The organism is Endozoicomonas sp. NE40 (assembly GCF_040549045.1).
Lineage (GTDB): Bacteria > Pseudomonadota > Gammaproteobacteria > Pseudomonadales > Endozoicomonadaceae > Endozoicomonas_A > Endozoicomonas_A lisbonensis.
In genome coordinates this window covers 2,203,050-2,218,367 of the sequence record NZ_JBEWTB010000002.1, presented here as the reverse complement: position 1 = coordinate 2,218,367, position 15,318 = coordinate 2,203,050, and the positions used below count along the sequence as shown (strand labels likewise).

Here is a 15,318-nt window from a genome sequence, read left to right as displayed (position 1 = left end):
TGTTGTTACTCGTTACCGGAAAATCGTTCCCGGAAAATAGTTACCGGGGAATAGTTCCCGGGCTAACCCACTGATGGCGTGTGATTACCGGAGTAATCTCTGGCACCGTCAGCGCCCGGGGCGGGTGGGGTGAGGAGCCCGAAATACTGTCAGGAACCCTGCCCGTCTTCGTTTTGCTCCCGTTCTTCCTGGAGCTTTTGCAATGCTTTGGCGGCCTTGTCGCGTTTGGTTTTGACCGTTTCGCCCATGTCCAGAGCTTTGTTCAGCCAGACCAGGGCGTTTTCAAAGTCGTCTTTGTCAAAGGCCATCAGGCCAGCCAGCTTGTAATATTTGCTGGTGACGGCATCCGGACGATCAAAGGCATCGTCACGGATCTGGTTAAACACCACAGAAAAATACGGTTCCGGGCTGTTGCCTTCTTTGAACCGGGCTTCTGCCCATTTGTGCAGGGCGTCTGCTGCATACACTTCAAGGCCGCTTTTGAACCGTTCCGGCATGGGGATTTTGTGTTTGAAGCAGTGTTCAGCCAGCTCCATGGCGGCGGCAATGTCGTTGACATCAAACAACCAGACCATGATCTGGGTCAGGATCGGGTGCGCCCGGTCATCCGCCAGGCAGCTTTCAACAAAGGCGCGATATTTGGGTACCAGATCATCAGCCTTCAGCTTCTCTTTGCGCTCTGTGCTCTGTATGTCTTTCAGGATCTTCAGGTCTTCTGCCATGGCCCTGGCCATCAGCGCGTCGTTCTGCTGCTTTTTGATCAGGCTGCCGTTATTGCCGGGCAGTGGTTCGCTGGTTTTGGTCACAGAGACAGGGGCTTCTCCCTGTTCCTGCTGTTTTTTCAGTTTTTCCTGATACTGCCTCATAACGGATCGCATGGTCTCACCCCTTGCTGTGGTTCATTGAAAAAGGAGGCGGTGACTTCACCTCCAATCCTGCTGATGCTGGCCTTACGACCAGGTATCGCCGTCCTTGAGCTTGACGTTTTTGAACTCCAGTGCAGCGAATTTCTCGGGGGTTTCCACCACGTTGGCTTCGTTGCGGGAGTTGTAATCCATCCAGCGGTTGTACTTGGTTTCTTCTTCCAGGTTCCGTCTCCAGCTTTCTGGCTGGTGATAGATAGAAAGGTTGTCGTGACTGGTGATCACCAGACCGCGAGGCGGGAAGTTGGAAGGACGTTCTGCAGGCAGTCCACCGAATTCCATCATGGAAGCGGCAGCCCGGGCTTTCTCGGACGGTGTCATGGAGTTATCGGTGAAAATGCGCTTGCGGTGCTCCATGGTCAGCTCATCGCCCACCATAACCACCAAACCCTGACGCAGATGAACCGGGATGATAGACAGCAGATCCACCACGGCTTCATCAAGGTTCACGTAGTCACCACCTTCACCGATACGGATCTCGCCAGCAGTAGCGCCTTCTGCCAGAACATTCTCAGGCAGATTGTCGCGCATGTACTGCATCCAACCTTTGTTGACATCCTGCAGCATGGGGTTGGCGTTGATGTCTGAGTTGTCTGAAACAGACTCACCGTACCAGCCGATGATTTCCCGGTCGTTGGCGATCTGGGCAGTGGTGTAATTGCGGATACGGGTGTTCAGGTCACCCAGATGCTGCCAGGCGTCCAGCTTTTCGTAATCCATGGCCAGGTCGGTATCGACCTTCACCATTTTATAGCCGTAACCCTTCATGCTCAGGCCGTTCTTTGGCTGGCGAGGGTTGTTGGTGGTGGTCTTGGTGCGACCGGAAGCCGGACCGACAATGCCTGTTTTTACGTTCTGGCCATCCAGGGCATCCACAGGCAGCACGTTGATCATGTTCAGGAAAGTGGACTGCTCCACAATCATGTCCTGCAATCCCTGCACCGCAGTGGGAACCACGCTGAATGATACCGATGTGTCTTCAATCCCATTCACCTCTGCCACTTCGGACAGGTAGGCATTAAACTGCTTCCTTGTGTCTTTTCTCACGGTTTTATCCTCTTGAAACCTGTTAAATTCTTCTCAATGCGCCCTCAACCCTGTGAACTGCCTGTGATCAGAAACCTATTTTCTCAGCAGGTGCGTCGTCCTGCCCGCCAGCGTTGTCGATATCGGTGCCGGGTAGCTCCTTGCTCATTTCTTCCTTAAAGCTGGAGAACTCGGTTTTCAGCGCATCATGCTCTGTCTTCAGGGTATTGAAGACTTCGGCTGAAACCATTTCAGGTGTGTCTGGTGTGTCTTTGTCATCGTCCGGGGTTGCGTCGGGTGCTGGCTGTTTTTCTTCCCGGGCAGCAAATGCTTCGTTAATGCCTTTAGCAATGGCGGCTGTCAGTTCTTCAGGTTTCATATCGTGGCCCTCGTCTTCAGAGTCCGTGGATTGTGGCGTGGATTGTGGAGCGCTGAAGGCCAGCGCCTTTATGAATTTTTTAAAGTAGGATTGTTCTGCAGGGGTGAATGCTTCTGAGTCGTCAGAAGATTCAGGTAGCAGGCTGGTTAATTCGACACCGGGTTCAACCCGGTCACCATCTGTTACCCGGAAAGAGAGTTGTTCTGTGCCAATAGATGCCGGAGTGTCGGTTACGCCGATCTGGATCACGTACATCTTGCCGGTTTGCCGGAAATTTTCGCGGAAACGAAGGGAGGTAAATAACTTCTGACCTGAACGATTAATCCGGATCAGTTGGTCATTTGGACACAGCTTTGCGTATAAGCCGACTTCACTGTTGTCTTCATCCCTGGCTTCCAGAGCTTCAACCGTTCCGTAGTTTCCAGCCCATTCAGGAGAGTAATGTTCCAGAGTAATAATAGCGGTGTAAGTGTTTTTGGAATAAAGCTCTGCCGCATTTTGCAGCCAGGACTTTTCAATAGTTCGTCCATCAATGGTATGGCCTGATTCAGCGACTTTCACCCAATCGGTAATCAGTTTCGACATTTACATTGTCCTGGCTCGTTCTAATTAAACTTATTGACTGCTGTCACTTGAATCCTAATCAGGGAACAAAAAACGAACCATTGAATTAAATCGGATACTAGCTAAATCCGATTATTAAACGACCAGTATTAATGAAAGGGCTTTTATTATTCGAAGTATGAGTACTTTAAGTAATAACAAGTCCCAGGGCGGCAAGAAACACCATTCTGACGAAATACGTTATGCAGCGCGATCGCTGTTTCTACGTAAGCAGACGATTCCTGAAATTGAGGAAGAACTGAACGTACCCAGGCGCACACTCTATTCATGGATGGATCGGGACGACTGGAAGGCACTGCTGCGCAATGAGTCGGTGGAGGAAGCGATTCAGCGTCGGCTGACGGTGCTGGCTGAGAAGGAAGATAAGACCGACAGAGACCTGAATGAGATTGACCGGCTGATTGCTTCATTAAGTAAACTGGGGCGAGCCCGACAGATTGAAATCAACAATGCCAAATTAAAAGCTGCTCCGGTTGATTCTGATATCGTTCAGGATAACCGCAAAAAGATAGAAGGTGCTCCGGCTGTTGTTCGCAGTAAGAACCGGAAGAACAAAATTAAGAATGATGTTTCATTTTTAACAGAGAAAGATTTTAAGCAGAAGTTTCATAAAAACTATTTCGCCTATCAAGTTGAGCTGGCTAATGCCAAGAAATACCGAAACAGGGATTTATTAAAATCTCGCCAGATTGGTGCGTCCTGGTACCTGTCTCAGGAATCCAGTGAAGACGCAACACTGACCGGGGATAACCAGATTTTTCTGTCTGCGACCAGGGCACAGGCTGAAGTATTCAAAACGTACATTGTGAACCTGTACCAGGAACACTTTGATATCGAATTGAAAGGCAACCCCATGGTACTGAATACTGCCAACGGGCCAGCCTCTCTCTATTTCCTCAGTAATAACAGTAAGTCTGCCCAGAGTTATCACGGGCATGTGATTATTGATGAGTTTTTCTGGATTCATAAGTTTAACGAACTCTATAAAGTCGCCACTGGAATGGCTGCCCATAAGAAGTGGCGACGAACCCTGTTAAGCACTCCCAGCGCCGTTACTCATGAAGCCTATGACCTGTGGACCGGGGATCGCTATCAAAAACGGTTCAAGCGTAAGCGGGAAGAATTTCCGGGCTTTAAAGAGATGCAATCGGGTGTGCTTTGCCCGGATAACCACTGGCGAAAAATTATCACCCTGGATGATGCAGAGGCTGGCGGCTGTGACCTTTTTGATAAAGAAGAGCTGAAGATTGAATACAGCCCGGAAGAGTTCCGGCAGTTGTTTATGTGCGAATTCATGGACGACACCATGGGAGTATTTCGGCTGGCTGATTTGCAAGCCTGCGGCATTGATACCGATATCTGGGAAGATTACGACCCCAAAGCCGACCGGCCACTGGGTAATCTGCCGGTTTATGGCGGGTACGACCCAAGCCGACACAGGGACGATGCCAGTTTTGTTATTATTGCTGCCCCACTGAAACCCGGTGGCAAATTCAGGCTGGTTCAGAAACTTCACTGGAAAGATAAATCCTTCACCTGGCAGGCTGACCAGATCCGGCAGCTTACCAAGCGTTTTAACTTTCAGCATATTGGCGTGGACACCACCGGACCGGGACTGGGTGTATTCGACATTATCAAGAACTTTTTCCCACTGGCCCAGCCGATCCATTACAGCGTCAACAGCAAAACGGCACTGGTTCAGAAAGCTAAAAGTGTTATTGAACCGGGTCGCCTGGAATATCCGGCAGAATGGACCGATTTTGTCCATGCCTTCCTGACCATTCGCCAGACCAGTACCAGCAATGGCGGCATGACCTACAGCGCCGGACGCACCAACAGTACCGGACACGCCGATGTGGCCTGGGCCACGATGCACGCACTGATTCACGAACCCATGGATACCAGCCGCCAGAGTTGCAGCTCGGTGGCCTTTGGCTAACGGAGAGACATCAATATGGGTAGACGGTCACGGAAGAACAAAGGCAAGAGCCAGAAGTTTTCCATATCCAAGGTCGCAGTAAATAAACCTGTTACCAGTGACGAAAGCAAACCATCGAACGCATTCCGGTGCGAATTTGGAGAACCGGAAGCGGTTCTTAAAAGCCAGCTGAATGATTATGTAGGGTCGCAACTGGTTCATAACGGCAGCTATTACGAACCACCTGTCAGCCTGCAGGGGCTTGCCCGGTTATTAATGGCAAATGCCTACCACGGCCCCATTCTGGAATTCAAAACCATGCAGGTCATGCTGGGTTTTAATCCGTCGCCCATGCTCTCCAGGCGCCATATGTATGCGGCTGTTACCGACTTTAATGTGTTTAAGAATTGCTACTTCCAGCGGTTTCGCAATGGTATGGGAGAAGCTACCCGGCTGCGGCATCTTCCTGCTATTAATATGCGCCGACTGAAAGAGCCGGGGCGCTATGGACTGCTGACCCAGACAGGTAATCTGATCCGCTTCAAACTGGGGGAAGTGGTTCATATCAAAAACTACGATGTGAAACAGAATATTTATGGGGTGCCTTCGTATCTGGGAGCTATTCAATCGATGCTGCTGAATGAGGACGCCACCCTGTTCCGTCGCCGGTATTATCTGAACGGTGCCCACATGGGCTATATCTTCTATTCATCATCCAGCGGTCTGGGTGAAGAAGACCAGGAAGCCATTAAAGACAAAATTCGCAGCTCCAAGGGGATTGGGAATTTTAAAAATATGTTCCTGCATATTCCCGGTGGCCGTGAGAAAGATATTCAAATTTTGCCGGTGGGTGATTTCTCCACCAAAGATGAGCTGGAGAAAATCAAGAACATTTCCAGAGGCGATATTATTGCTGCCCACCGGATGCATCCGGCCATGGCCAACGTTCTGCCAGAGGGGAATGTGAACTTTGGTGATATCAGCAAAGTAGACCCGGTCTGGCGTAAGAACGAAGTGTTGCCTATTCAGGAGCAGATGCTGGATATTAATGAGTGGCTGCCGGAACGGGGCTGGATTTCCTTCGAACCGATTGGGGATCAAGCGGCTGCAGAAGCTGGCAGACCAGGGGGCTGACTGTCATAATTATACATAGTGTCACAAAGTCAGTTGGTTTTACTATGAGTGTTCGGGTTCGTTGCAAGGTCTGCGGAGAGATCGCCACCATCCAGGACAGTGTGGTGGCGTCTGGTGAACTGAAGAAACTGTACTGCACGTGTAATAACCCGGAATGTGGCATGGGCTTTTCGCTAAATCTTGAATTTGACCGTGTTCTCTCCCCCTCTGCCCTGCTGATGCCCCCGGAACTGCGGGACAAATTTGCCCGTATGAACCGGAAACAACAACAGGAATTGTTTTCTAAACTGGCTTAATCCTTCCCTTGTAGTGGTAGTTTGCCACTACACCTGTAACTCCCCCTCTTCATAAAATGCAATTTTTCATCAAACGATTGCTGACTGCTTTGAGCCGAGAATTTCCAGTATTCAACCTGCGCCTGCCCGATGACCTGAAAGGTCGGCTGTTCCGCTCTGCGAAAGCGAATAACCGGTCTCAGAATGCGGAGTACCTGCACCGCCTGGAAAAGTCGTTCGAGCAGGACGAGATGACCAAATTGATACTGGAAGAGTTGCGAGCCCTGCGTCAGGAAGTGGCAGAACTCAGGCAGTCTGGTGAATCGGATACTGGTTCGACGGAATGAGCCTCGGCACTGATCAGATTGATGGCCCGGCGCAGCATGGAACCCGCTCCGGCAATCGCCTGGTCTGTGGCCTGACCCGGTTTGACGGTTTCCGACAGAGTGAGCAGAAGGGACAGAATGTCTACTGCTTCATTTAATCGGGCCTGCTGGCTATCCAGATCCAGAATAGGATCGAAACAGGGAACTCGCACCTGATAGTAACTTCGATTTGTACGGTCCATCACCAGAGCGGTACCAGGTTCTTTTAGTTGTTGAATCAACATGAATTACTCCTTTCAGGTTGTTTGCCCCCAACGCCAGTTAAACAGCCAGTTAAATCAGCCACAATACGAGCAATCGCTAATACATTAAGTTCTTTATAATGCTTATTTTACGGCCGTGTATTTTTTTACGACAGAAGTCTTGTAATTGTGGATCGGTACATCTAAAAAAGGGTATGTGGCTTACTCAGCCCAGTCGCTTATGTAACGTAAACCGTCATTTTCAGATTTCATGTTACCAGCGGTATTCTCGTAATCAAATCCAACGCCGTGGCAATCTGAAACATAACCATTTACCTGTGCATCCCATATTGGTTTACATTCATTTCCACAGTGATGACAGGCAGCTTTTTTTATATCAAGTTTATAATTTGGTTCAACTATCTCATGCTCTTTCACGGCAACCTCCTTGCCTATCAGCCACCTACCAAAGTTTTCCAACGGACAGCCTTCGGCTGCCGCTGAAAACGGCGTTATACGCCTACATTGGCTCCCCACAATTGATACAGACACCTGTTGCATGATCATCATCACCAACAGTTTCTTCGGAGCAAGGATAGAAATCACACGGCCAGAACTCTGTTATCTCTAAATCAAGCTCATTAACGTTTGCATTTTCACGCTTTTCCATGGACTCTTTGGTGAAAACAAACCACTGCCAATATCTAAACCCGTTTTGATCAAGCTGCCATGCTGCAAACATGGGCATTCTGATATCTTCATTAAACGATCTTTCTTCAACTTTAAGGTCTCTTAATTTCATAATGTCTTCTCAGGGAGCAATCCCGCAATCCCATTCATCACGGAATGGCCCGTCTTCTCCAATGTCCTCACTTGCGTAATCGACAAATGCAGGGTAATCGTCACCGGTTAGGGTTCTGACCATTTGATCTATCACCCATGTCTTATGGTGAGCTCCGTCAATTTGGCCGAACCTGGCAGCAATATCGGTTGCCTTATTTATTCGGCGCTTAAAGTTATCCGAGCATGAGTGTCTACCATTTTTTCCTGTTTCCCACTCATAGCCGCACGTGCAGCATTTACTTTTATCAGTCATATCTTTGTCCTGTTGGGTTGAACATAACATTTTTCATTTTTTGGTTATTTACGCTTCAGCCTTTTCCAAAAACGTCTGCTTATCCTGCTCTTCCATTCGATCAACCCATTCCCGGGCAAGATTAAAAGCCTCTTCAAAGGATTCGCCATAAAACCAGGCGAACCGGACATGACCCCAGCTGAAGCTGGCAGAATCGCAGGAGTCATATTTTTTCACTGGTGACGATGCCTTCAGTGCGAACCCCTGAAAGTTATGGAAGTGCAGGTGCTCCGCCAGGCATTCGTTAAACTCGGCATCCTCTTCGGTTTTGGGTTGAAGTGGCAGCATGGATTCCTGCAGGTATTCAGGGTCGTCAGAAAGGTGATCCGCGAAAGACTCGACCAGTCCATCCAGCCAGCGGGATTCAAAAACATCGGTGGCCAGCAGCGAACCGATATGCAGTATGCCATCGATTCTCAGCTCTTTGTCGTAGCAGACCTCGGCCTGTTTCACGCATTCGCCATCGATGCCCAGGGTCCGTTCATCCAGTGTGGGCAGTTCCTGCTGTTTCAGTTTATGCAGTTCTTTTTCTGCCAGCGTTAAAGCGTTTGATGCAGAGTCTATGGGATTGCCGATCAGTACACCCCGAATCACAGGGGCGAAGGTTTCTTTTTCAGACTCGGTGTTCCAATAGTTGGCGACTTCTGCTGGCCCCTTTCTCATAAAGGCGTGCTGTTCTTTGGTGCTTGCCTGCTTGAACCACTGGGATTGATTCTTTGTTAGCTTTTGCATTGTTGTAGGTTCCTGTTTGTAATTTTGAAGTTTTTTAAGCCTGATTTTCTAATTCCTCTCCCCTTTCAATCAGCCCCAATAAAAAGCCAATGGTTTCAATTCGTTCTCTAAGTTCCCGGTGCTGCCCGGGTGTTTTTGGTCTGGATCTGCGCAGGGCTTTAAGTTCCAGGTTAAGTTCCAGCCGGGCTTTGTCGTTTGTATCCATCATTCTGTTATCCGGGCAGGTTTCCCCGCCCGGCCCTTAACCTGCTTGATTAAGACGCAGTATCAGTTCAGCCAGTGGGCTGCGCTCATGAACCACGACCATGGCGGTACCTGCTGGTGAAACCACCTGAACCTTGTTCTGTTTTTGTGCCTGGGCCAGCCCGATCATCCGTTCCCCCAGTTGTTTTATGGTGGCGTCTGGCCCGTACTTGGTCAGGTGCATCTGGATAACCTGCATCAGCATCAGGTCGATGTTGTTTTCTACGGTCATAATTCCCCCGATTTCAGTGCTAAACCCTTGCTGTTCTTTTGCACTTGCCCTGTACTCTGACGGCAGATAAATCGCCACAGCGGTTGACGATTTCTGTTATTCTTAATGCGGAGTCGGCGCTGATAATGGAAAAACAGCTGGTCGTTAAAATCATTCATGGTCAGTCTCCATTGATGATGACGGTTGTTGTTATTGGTTTGACTCGGTCGGGGTGGCCGCCCCGACTGCTTTCCTTTCCCTTTTCTTTTTTAATGCCTCCTTCTGTTTGCGGTTAAGTCTGGCGGTGCCAGTGGATGCCCGGTTCTGCTTATCCATATTGTCTTTGCAGACCCCAGCGGGGATCTCTTCAATCTGACCACCCTGATTCAGGAATGCCTCAGTGAGCTGATCGATCTCGGCTCTGGCCTGCTGACGCATTTGCGGGTTGCGACCTGCGGCGTGGATAAAATCGGTGTTCATCAAAAATTTCCCATGTGGGCAATCTGACCATCTCCGCCACAGCATGTGCAGGGTTTTGTGCTGTAGTCGTCACCCTCCGGGTTAACGAGGACTTCACCATCGCCGAAACACTTTGGACACTCATCCTTCCACATGTTATCAACGTGCAATTTGCTCCAGATTTTCTGGAGTTCCTGAAACTTTTCATAACCGTTCTCGATGCGTTCTTGTGGCTCACCCAAAGTGGGTTCGGCACTCCAGATAGGTCATGGCGGTTTTGAAATTGGCGCGATCCAGCAGTATCAGATCGGTGATATCCAGTTGCCAGTTGTCGCCATTGAAACCACTCAGCAGTAGTTGTGCGGCACAGCGTCCGCTGGATGTGACGAACCGAGCTATGTTGTAGAGCGTGGTTACTGCTTCGGCGTATTCTTCCACTGTGCGCTCAGGAGGTTGAAAGGCTTCGGTTAACGAGTTCATTACAGAATTTGGAATAGTCATGCTATTGCTCCTTGTTGTTATTAATTAGTCTTCAAAGATCCAGCAATGAATGGATCTATTTGTTTGAATACTTTTGATAGTTGCCTTGCGCAGAAATCGACGGGATTTACTTTCCGGTAGAAGTTTACGCAGCTCATAAAAGTTGACATGTGCAACCTGCGCCACCAGAAATACCTTATTAACTTCGTTCATATTGAATGCAATTTCTTCAGGGTGTTTTGAATGATTTAATGCCGGATAAGTTTTCAAAACATGAATCAAGGAATCCCAAAACTGTTTAATCAGTGGATGCTCTTCAACAGCCTGGCGTTCAACGGCTTCTTTTCTGACTGCGCTGTACTTATCAACATGACCACAAGGGTTTACCCAGCCGTCACAACCTAAACGCCGACTTCCGTCAAAACTCAGGGTTTGATAAACCTCACCCCTGGGGCCACCGCAGGCAGGGCATTTCCATTCAAGCTCTACATTCACCGCCATTTGGCCACAGTGTTCTTCACATGCTGGAATAGTGACTCGTTTTGTTTTCATGTATTTCACCTGTTGGTTTATTGTTATTGAGTTTGTTTTTCAATCTGCTGATATTCACCACCTGTGATTTCGGTGAGTCTTTCAGTCAGATCTAACGAACATTCGATATAGAGGAATTCACCTTTTTTATGGGCATAACCAATCGGGGTGAACAATAAGTTTCCCCAGTCGGTACCCAGTGCTTCCCAGCATTTGTTTCTGTCTACTATTGGCAGGTCTTTGAAAAGTTCTTTTATTTCCGGATCAGCTTTTACTTTTGGCCGTGTAATAAAACTTCCACTTTTCATTGGCTTGCAAAAATCGGCCTGCAATGCTTTAGTGAATTTTTCAAAACGAACTCCAGCTACTGTCCATTCATGCAGATTTGCATTGAACATTACTTTGCATGGTTCACCTGTAATCGCTGTTACAGCTTCAGCCAACTCAGCTCCTTTTTTCTGAAGCTGACTTCTTTCATCCTGTACCTGATCAAATACAGATAGAATTTCAGGGTTATCGCAGCGGTAATAACGTATTGCTGACATCTTGTTTACCTCACTTAGTTCTTATTTCAAAAGTGGCTTTATTGCCTTGATTACCCGCTCGCCTGCTTCGGTGAGCTTCAGGTTCTTGCGCCGCTTGTCGAACATGTCGTCTTCAACCAGCAGCAAATTCATGCCTTTTTTCTCGCGTCCTTTTTTGCCCCGGGCCAGCATGGAGACATGGAACTGGATGTATGTAGTAGTGGTGAGTGGTGTCCAGTTCTTCCGCCAGGTCGGCCATGGTGACGCCCTGCCAATCTGCGACCAGGGCCAGTATCTGCAGGGATTGCAGATCCAGTGTCGGGTAACGACGGGCCAGCCGGTTCAGGGTGGTGTACTCCATCAGGCGACTCCGGTCTCTTTACTGGCCAGCAGGGTGTCGACCCTGTTCTGAATGTCCCGGAAGAAGCTGCTGTCGAATTCTTTATGGCTGCATCGATCCTTCAGTCGGGACAGTCTCAGGTTGCGCAGATGGGTATCCATCAGCGCGATTTCTTTCGCCAGCTCCTGTTTCATCAGTTCCCGCAGTTCTTCCCGCAAGGTGTCGGACTTCAGACTTTTCAGGTACATCTGCTGATGCTTGGGCTTGCTGTGGATCAGGTGCCTGGCCAGTGATTCCCGTCGCTGCTGTTCCAGTTGGGGGCGCTGTTCTCTGGTGATGTTGTGGCTCATGACTGTCTCCTTATTCACAGAAAGCGAGGGTATGTGCTGAGGTTTCCGCATTTACCGCACCGGGGGACTGAATAAGGCTGTAGCCCAGATGTTTCGCGGGTCTGGTGGTGAAGTGGCTAACCGCACCAAAGTTCACCGGAGCTGGTAAGAGGTTGTTTTTATTGATTTTTACAGTTCTATTCTGGTTCGTTTTTTTCGCACCTCGGTTATCAATCGGGTTCGTAAAAAGTGCGCAAAAAGTGCGGGTTACTGTTTTCTTGTATCTCTTTGTATTCATTGTTTTTTTTGCCTTCCTTTTGCCTTGGTGCGGTCAGTGCGGTTCCTGTCGGACATACGGTGTCGCGAGTGTTGTTATTTTTTCTTGCCCTTATTTGGTTTCTTCTGGAAAACCCAGCAGTAAGCGGTGTCTGATGTCCCGTCTGGCTTCATGGGTTTGATTTTGCTTTTCACGTTCTTGGTGGCCACAAACGGGTGCTTTTGACAGGCTTTTAACAGCGGTTTCAGCTCTCGCATTCTGAGACCTTCCAATCTTGCGGATTTACAGGTGGCTTCAAACTCTGTGAGGTTGATAGCGATGTATTCGTCCGGGATTGAATGGTTTAGCCGTTCGGTCTGAATGCTCTGTGAGTAGCCGGCACTGTGGCCAACATTCAGGTGCTCGTAGTATTCCCAGAACTGCTCGACGAGCGGGTGGTCTTTGCGCAGCCTCTTTTCCCGATCAACCGCACGGCTCCAGATAAACTCTTCCAGCCGCATAAGTACGGCTTTAGTCAGATATCTGGTACCGAAAATGATGGGCAGGCAGTTGGCGAAGGCTGCCACCATGGCGTGGAACTCGGCGATCCGGATACGCATGGAGCTGTCGCGGGATTTGTATTCGACCTCCAGCCGGGCAAACTCATTGCGGAATTTGGTCAGGATGGTGGTTTCATTACTGAGTGCTATGTCACGCCATGCGCATAGGTCCTCGGCCTGCATGGCCATCAGTTCACGGAACCAGTAATCCGACTGCCCGGAGATCTGATGGTCTCGTGTGAAGTACAGAGAAAAAAGGCGAGACATGATGGCTTCTGATGCTTCAATCGGATCGTTATGGGCGAAACAGAGTCCACCTTTGAAGGTAATAACGTCCGTATCCGTACCTCTGTTCTTGATGCCTGTCCGACGAAGTATCCCGCCTTCTGTGAGTGGTTTTAATAACTCAATGTTGAACTGCTTTGAGGCGTCGCCTTCGAGCAGAACGTAGGGGAAATTGGCCGCCTCGGCCATACCCCTTGCACTACCTACATCGGAACCACTCTGGGGGCTGTCTCCTTCATAGTTCGCTCTGCCCAGTAATCGCCATAAGAAAATCAGCAGGGCTGACTTACCTGCACCGGCTTTACCTCTGAACTCGGCAAAAGGCCAGGACTTAAACTCATTCCTGATCTGTTCTGAGAAGAGAGTACCCAACCACCAGGCCATAGCTGCCAGCCCGTTATCGGTGAATACCTTCTGAAACAGTGGCAGCCAGTCCGGGGTCCATTTGCCGTTGGCCCGGCAGAGGTTGAGGCTGGTTTTGTTGCTTTTGATGCGGAGATTACCGGCTGTGATAAAGCCCATTTTGTTGGCCTTGATCATCCGGTTGTTATAGAAGCCAAAGTCTTTTGGCATGTTGGGGTTGTTCGGGTTTTCTTCCCCTGTAAAAACGTAGATGCCGGTTTCACGGTCATAGCCAATAAATGACAAGGTTCTTACTGTGCTGATGCCATAGTCGAACCAGCGTTTCTCCAGAATCTCCATATCCACGGTGTCACCGGTAAAGCGTCCACCGGGGGTGTTGGCTTTTAATGCCTCGCTGAATGCGCCCGGCGATTTCAGGTCACTACTGGTCAGGGAAATCAGTTCCGGGCGGCTGCCGTTGGAAAATGAGGTGCGGAAGACATACCACTGTTCCCTTGTGATGGAGTCTTTCTCCAGATAGAGAAATTTGGGTAATACCGGGCTGATTTTGGCAGGGGTTCCGGAATAGCCACTGAACACTTTAATGGCTTCGGTAACATTGGCTTTTGGATCGATCCAGAAGTGGGAGTCGCTATCCTGCCCATGGTATGCCTTGAATTCTTCAGTGGTCTTGTCATTCATCTTGAAACGCCACAAGGCGTCACCAAATTCAACAACCAGACGAGAAGATTTAGACTTTAGCCATTTCCAGAAGGCGAGTTCACCGACTTCTTTTGAAGTAGCCACACGACCACGCCAGAGACAGTCGTTCAGGTATTCCCTGGTGAGTGTTGAATGACCGTCTTCATCTTTCTTTTTGTAAACATCGTTCCAGTCCATACCTGGTTGGCAGAGCATGACCTGGTAACGCTCGCCCAGTTCTTCAATAAACCGGATGTGACCCGGCAGTGCTTTCAGGCCCGCTTCGTCATTGTCGTAGGCGAGTATCCAGAGAATGTTTTTTCCTGCGTTTTCTTTGATCAGATTTCTGGGCAGGTTGCCACTGCCAAAGGATGACACCGCTTTGTAATCAGCCACTTCAAAATGTTTCAGGTGGTAGAACACCCAGGCATCGAATGCACCTTCTGTAATCACACAGCTGTCGTTTTCTTCAAGCTTGAATCCTGGGGGTTCCCAGTGCTTGTCGGTCTTGTCTTCCTTGGAAGAGAAATTACTTTTGCGTCCTATTTTCTGAACGTGCTTTTTATCAATAATCCGTTCTTCAAACAGGTTTCCCCAGAGTGGTATGCGGACGGTGGGTGCATACAGGCCATAGCATTGCATACAACCTTGGTCGTACCAGTCGACAATAATGCCGCTATTGAATCCACGGTCTTCCAGATAAGCCCGTGCGGTTGCCCTGGGGTCTTCGGGAGTGGCCGGGCATCGATCAGAGTAGTTTTCAAACAGATCAGGGTAGAGTTCTTTGGTGGTTTCGGTGTAACCGCAGCTGGTCTGATGGTCACAGTAAACGCGACCTGGCTTATCCCGTTTTACCCAGACTGAGTTTCGATTGCAGTCCGGGCATATACCTTGATTCAACACCTTCTTATTCTTTTGATTGAACTTGAAACTCTGATCATTGATCAGGGCGTCAAGGATTTCGGCGTCTCGATCGTATGGCATCAGGAGTTCTCCTGCGCCAGAGCCTGGGCCGCCTGTTGGCGCAGTTCTTCTGTTTTCTGAATGTGTGGCGTTTTTTTCCAGAGGTATTGATTGATGGCATACGATGGCCAGCGATCCTGACCACAGACGACGGTTGGTTCCGGGAATTCGCCAGACCGGATGGCTTTCATCAACGTAGGCTTGGATATATCCAGCCGGGCCAGAACCACTTTGAGGGGATACATCTGGTCGTGGCGGATATCGATGCTCTCTCCCTGGCTGAGCCGTTGCAGTAATGTGGTAAGAAGTTCTGATAGTTCATTATTTGTCATTGCCCTGTTATCCCTGTTCTGCTAAAACTTCTCGGTTAAGGAAAAAT

The 15,318-nt window shown here is 49.2% G+C and carries 22 protein-coding genes; 4 read left to right on the top strand and 18 right to left on the bottom strand.

All coding sequences use genetic code 11. From position 1 onward, the window contains the following. Positions 1 to 149 precede the first annotated feature (149 nt). The 3 genes from gpM to V5J35_RS11025 all read right to left on the bottom strand — a co-directional run bounded on the left by gpM (position 150) and on the right by V5J35_RS11025 (position 2,913). Positions 150 to 878 carry a phage terminase small subunit gene (gene gpM, locus V5J35_RS11035; protein WP_354016366.1) on the bottom strand — a complete coding sequence of 243 codons (729 nt, stop codon included), beginning with the start codon at positions 876 to 878 and terminating at the stop codon, positions 150 to 152. A gap of 72 nt (positions 879 to 950) precedes the next feature. Beyond that, positions 951 to 1,970: a phage major capsid protein, P2 family gene (locus tag V5J35_RS11030; protein WP_354016365.1), complete on the bottom strand. Its 1,020-nt coding sequence runs from the start codon at positions 1,968 to 1,970 to the stop codon at positions 951 to 953. Between the two features lie 67 nt (positions 1,971 to 2,037). Continuing rightward, positions 2,038 to 2,913 (bottom strand): GPO family capsid scaffolding protein, encoded by an 876-nt coding sequence (locus V5J35_RS11025; protein WP_354016364.1) that lies wholly within the window; start codon positions 2,911 to 2,913, stop codon positions 2,038 to 2,040. A gap of 157 nt (positions 2,914 to 3,070) precedes the next feature. Between V5J35_RS11025 and V5J35_RS11020 the strand changes: the two genes are divergently transcribed. The 4 genes from V5J35_RS11020 to V5J35_RS11005 all read left to right on the top strand — a co-directional run bounded on the left by V5J35_RS11020 (position 3,071) and on the right by V5J35_RS11005 (position 6,626). Then, positions 3,071 to 4,891 carry a terminase large subunit domain-containing protein gene (locus V5J35_RS11020; RefSeq protein ID WP_354016363.1) on the top strand — a complete coding sequence of 607 codons (1,821 nt, stop codon included), beginning with the start codon at positions 3,071 to 3,073 and terminating at the stop codon, positions 4,889 to 4,891. A 15-nt stretch (positions 4,892 to 4,906) separates the two neighbouring features. Then, the gene (locus tag V5J35_RS11015) at positions 4,907 to 6,004 is read left to right on the top strand and encodes a phage portal protein (protein WP_354016362.1); all 1,098 of its coding nucleotides are present in this window, start codon (positions 4,907 to 4,909) and stop codon (positions 6,002 to 6,004) included. Between the two features lie 44 nt (positions 6,005 to 6,048). Further along, entirely contained in the window at positions 6,049 to 6,300 is a 252-nt protein-coding gene (locus V5J35_RS11010; protein WP_354016361.1) for an ogr/Delta-like zinc finger family protein, read from the top strand. An 89-nt stretch (positions 6,301 to 6,389) separates the two neighbouring features. Next, positions 6,390 to 6,626, top strand: a complete 237-nt coding sequence (locus V5J35_RS11005; RefSeq protein WP_354016360.1) for an Arc family DNA-binding protein — start codon at positions 6,390 to 6,392, stop codon at positions 6,624 to 6,626. On the opposite strand, the gene V5J35_RS11000 is transcribed toward V5J35_RS11005, so the two are convergent. The 15 genes from V5J35_RS11000 to V5J35_RS10930 all read right to left on the bottom strand — a co-directional run bounded on the left by V5J35_RS11000 (position 6,569) and on the right by V5J35_RS10930 (position 15,271). Continuing rightward, positions 6,569 to 6,889: a hypothetical protein gene (locus V5J35_RS11000; protein ID WP_354016359.1), complete on the bottom strand. Its 321-nt coding sequence runs from the start codon at positions 6,887 to 6,889 to the stop codon at positions 6,569 to 6,571. The genes V5J35_RS11005 and V5J35_RS11000 overlap by 58 nt on opposite strands. 180 nt (positions 6,890 to 7,069) lie before the next feature. Further along, positions 7,070 to 7,285, bottom strand: a complete 216-nt coding sequence (locus V5J35_RS10995) for a hypothetical protein (RefSeq protein ID WP_354016358.1) — start codon at positions 7,283 to 7,285, stop codon at positions 7,070 to 7,072. 82 nt (positions 7,286 to 7,367) lie between these two features. Next, positions 7,368 to 7,649 (bottom strand): hypothetical protein, encoded by a 282-nt coding sequence (locus V5J35_RS10990; RefSeq protein ID WP_354016357.1) that lies wholly within the window; start codon positions 7,647 to 7,649, stop codon positions 7,368 to 7,370. A gap of 342 nt (positions 7,650 to 7,991) precedes the next feature. After that, positions 7,992 to 8,714 (bottom strand): hypothetical protein, encoded by a 723-nt coding sequence (locus tag V5J35_RS10985; protein WP_354016356.1) that lies wholly within the window; start codon positions 8,712 to 8,714, stop codon positions 7,992 to 7,994. 34 nt (positions 8,715 to 8,748) lie between these two features. Beyond that, positions 8,749 to 8,922, bottom strand: coding sequence for a hypothetical protein (locus tag V5J35_RS10980; RefSeq protein ID WP_354016355.1), 174 nt, complete (start codon positions 8,920 to 8,922; stop codon positions 8,749 to 8,751). A gap of 33 nt (positions 8,923 to 8,955) precedes the next feature. Next, complete coding sequence (locus tag V5J35_RS10975; RefSeq protein ID WP_354016354.1) at positions 8,956 to 9,189, bottom strand: hypothetical protein; 234 nt, start codon at positions 9,187 to 9,189, stop codon at positions 8,956 to 8,958. A gap of 189 nt (positions 9,190 to 9,378) precedes the next feature. Continuing rightward, positions 9,379 to 9,648, bottom strand: coding sequence for a hypothetical protein (locus V5J35_RS10970; protein ID WP_354016353.1), 270 nt, complete (start codon positions 9,646 to 9,648; stop codon positions 9,379 to 9,381). Further along, positions 9,648 to 9,869: a hypothetical protein gene (locus V5J35_RS10965; protein WP_354016352.1), complete on the bottom strand. Its 222-nt coding sequence runs from the start codon at positions 9,867 to 9,869 to the stop codon at positions 9,648 to 9,650. Before V5J35_RS10965 ends, V5J35_RS10970 begins: the two co-directional genes overlap by 1 nt. Then, entirely contained in the window at positions 9,862 to 10,128 is a 267-nt protein-coding gene (locus tag V5J35_RS10960) for a DUF7673 family protein (protein ID WP_354016351.1), read from the bottom strand. The genes V5J35_RS10965 and V5J35_RS10960 overlap by 8 nt, the downstream gene beginning before the upstream one ends. A 24-nt stretch (positions 10,129 to 10,152) precedes the next feature. After that, positions 10,153 to 10,659, bottom strand: coding sequence for a hypothetical protein (locus V5J35_RS10955; RefSeq protein ID WP_354016350.1), 507 nt, complete (start codon positions 10,657 to 10,659; stop codon positions 10,153 to 10,155). A 23-nt stretch (positions 10,660 to 10,682) separates the two neighbouring features. After that, positions 10,683 to 11,183 carry a hypothetical protein gene (locus V5J35_RS10950; RefSeq protein ID WP_354016349.1) on the bottom strand — a complete coding sequence of 167 codons (501 nt, stop codon included), beginning with the start codon at positions 11,181 to 11,183 and terminating at the stop codon, positions 10,683 to 10,685. A 112-nt stretch (positions 11,184 to 11,295) separates the two neighbouring features. After that, positions 11,296 to 11,523 (bottom strand): hypothetical protein, encoded by a 228-nt coding sequence (locus V5J35_RS10945; protein WP_354016348.1) that lies wholly within the window; start codon positions 11,521 to 11,523, stop codon positions 11,296 to 11,298. Next, entirely contained in the window at positions 11,523 to 11,852 is a 330-nt protein-coding gene (locus V5J35_RS10940; RefSeq protein ID WP_354016347.1) for a hypothetical protein, read from the bottom strand. The genes V5J35_RS10945 and V5J35_RS10940 overlap by 1 nt, the downstream gene beginning before the upstream one ends. Positions 11,853 to 12,203: 351 nt before the next feature. Further along, entirely contained in the window at positions 12,204 to 14,960 is a 2,757-nt protein-coding gene (locus V5J35_RS10935; RefSeq protein ID WP_354016346.1) for a toprim domain-containing protein, read from the bottom strand. Then, positions 14,960 to 15,271 (bottom strand): hypothetical protein, encoded by a 312-nt coding sequence (locus V5J35_RS10930; protein WP_354016345.1) that lies wholly within the window; start codon positions 15,269 to 15,271, stop codon positions 14,960 to 14,962. The genes V5J35_RS10935 and V5J35_RS10930 overlap by 1 nt, the downstream gene beginning before the upstream one ends. Positions 15,272 to 15,318: the final 47 nt, after the last annotated feature.

Coding starts and splice junctions, on each gene's coding strand:
- gpM (WP_354016366.1), bottom strand. CDS start 878: ATGCGATCCGTTATGAGGCAGTATCAGGAAAAACTGAAAAAACAGCAG.
- V5J35_RS11025 (WP_354016364.1), bottom strand. CDS start 2,913: ATGTCGAAACTGATTACCGATTGGGTGAAAGTCGCTGAATCAGGCCAT.
- V5J35_RS11020 (WP_354016363.1), top strand. CDS start 3,071: ATGAGTACTTTAAGTAATAACAAGTCCCAGGGCGGCAAGAAACACCAT.
- V5J35_RS11015 (WP_354016362.1), top strand. CDS start 4,907: ATGGGTAGACGGTCACGGAAGAACAAAGGCAAGAGCCAGAAGTTTTCC.
- V5J35_RS11010 (WP_354016361.1), top strand. CDS start 6,049: ATGAGTGTTCGGGTTCGTTGCAAGGTCTGCGGAGAGATCGCCACCATC.
- V5J35_RS11000 (WP_354016359.1), bottom strand. CDS start 6,889: ATGTTGATTCAACAACTAAAAGAACCTGGTACCGCTCTGGTGATGGAC.
- V5J35_RS10990 (WP_354016357.1), bottom strand. CDS start 7,649: ATGAAATTAAGAGACCTTAAAGTTGAAGAAAGATCGTTTAATGAAGAT.
- V5J35_RS10985 (WP_354016356.1), bottom strand. CDS start 8,714: ATGCAAAAGCTAACAAAGAATCAATCCCAGTGGTTCAAGCAGGCAAGC.
- V5J35_RS10980 (WP_354016355.1), bottom strand. CDS start 8,922: ATGATGGATACAAACGACAAAGCCCGGCTGGAACTTAACCTGGAACTT.
- V5J35_RS10975 (WP_354016354.1), bottom strand. CDS start 9,189: ATGACCGTAGAAAACAACATCGACCTGATGCTGATGCAGGTTATCCAG.
- V5J35_RS10970 (WP_354016353.1), bottom strand. CDS start 9,648: ATGAACACCGATTTTATCCACGCCGCAGGTCGCAACCCGCAAATGCGT.
- V5J35_RS10960 (WP_354016351.1), bottom strand. CDS start 10,128: ATGACTATTCCAAATTCTGTAATGAACTCGTTAACCGAAGCCTTTCAA.
- V5J35_RS10955 (WP_354016350.1), bottom strand. CDS start 10,659: ATGAAAACAAAACGAGTCACTATTCCAGCATGTGAAGAACACTGTGGC.
- V5J35_RS10950 (WP_354016349.1), bottom strand. CDS start 11,183: ATGTCAGCAATACGTTATTACCGCTGCGATAACCCTGAAATTCTATCT.
- V5J35_RS10945 (WP_354016348.1), bottom strand. CDS start 11,523: ATGGAGTACACCACCCTGAACCGGCTGGCCCGTCGTTACCCGACACTG.
- V5J35_RS10940 (WP_354016347.1), bottom strand. CDS start 11,852: ATGAGCCACAACATCACCAGAGAACAGCGCCCCCAACTGGAACAGCAG.
- V5J35_RS10935 (WP_354016346.1), bottom strand. CDS start 14,960: ATGCCATACGATCGAGACGCCGAAATCCTTGACGCCCTGATCAATGAT.
- V5J35_RS10930 (WP_354016345.1), bottom strand. CDS start 15,271: ATGACAAATAATGAACTATCAGAACTTCTTACCACATTACTGCAACGG.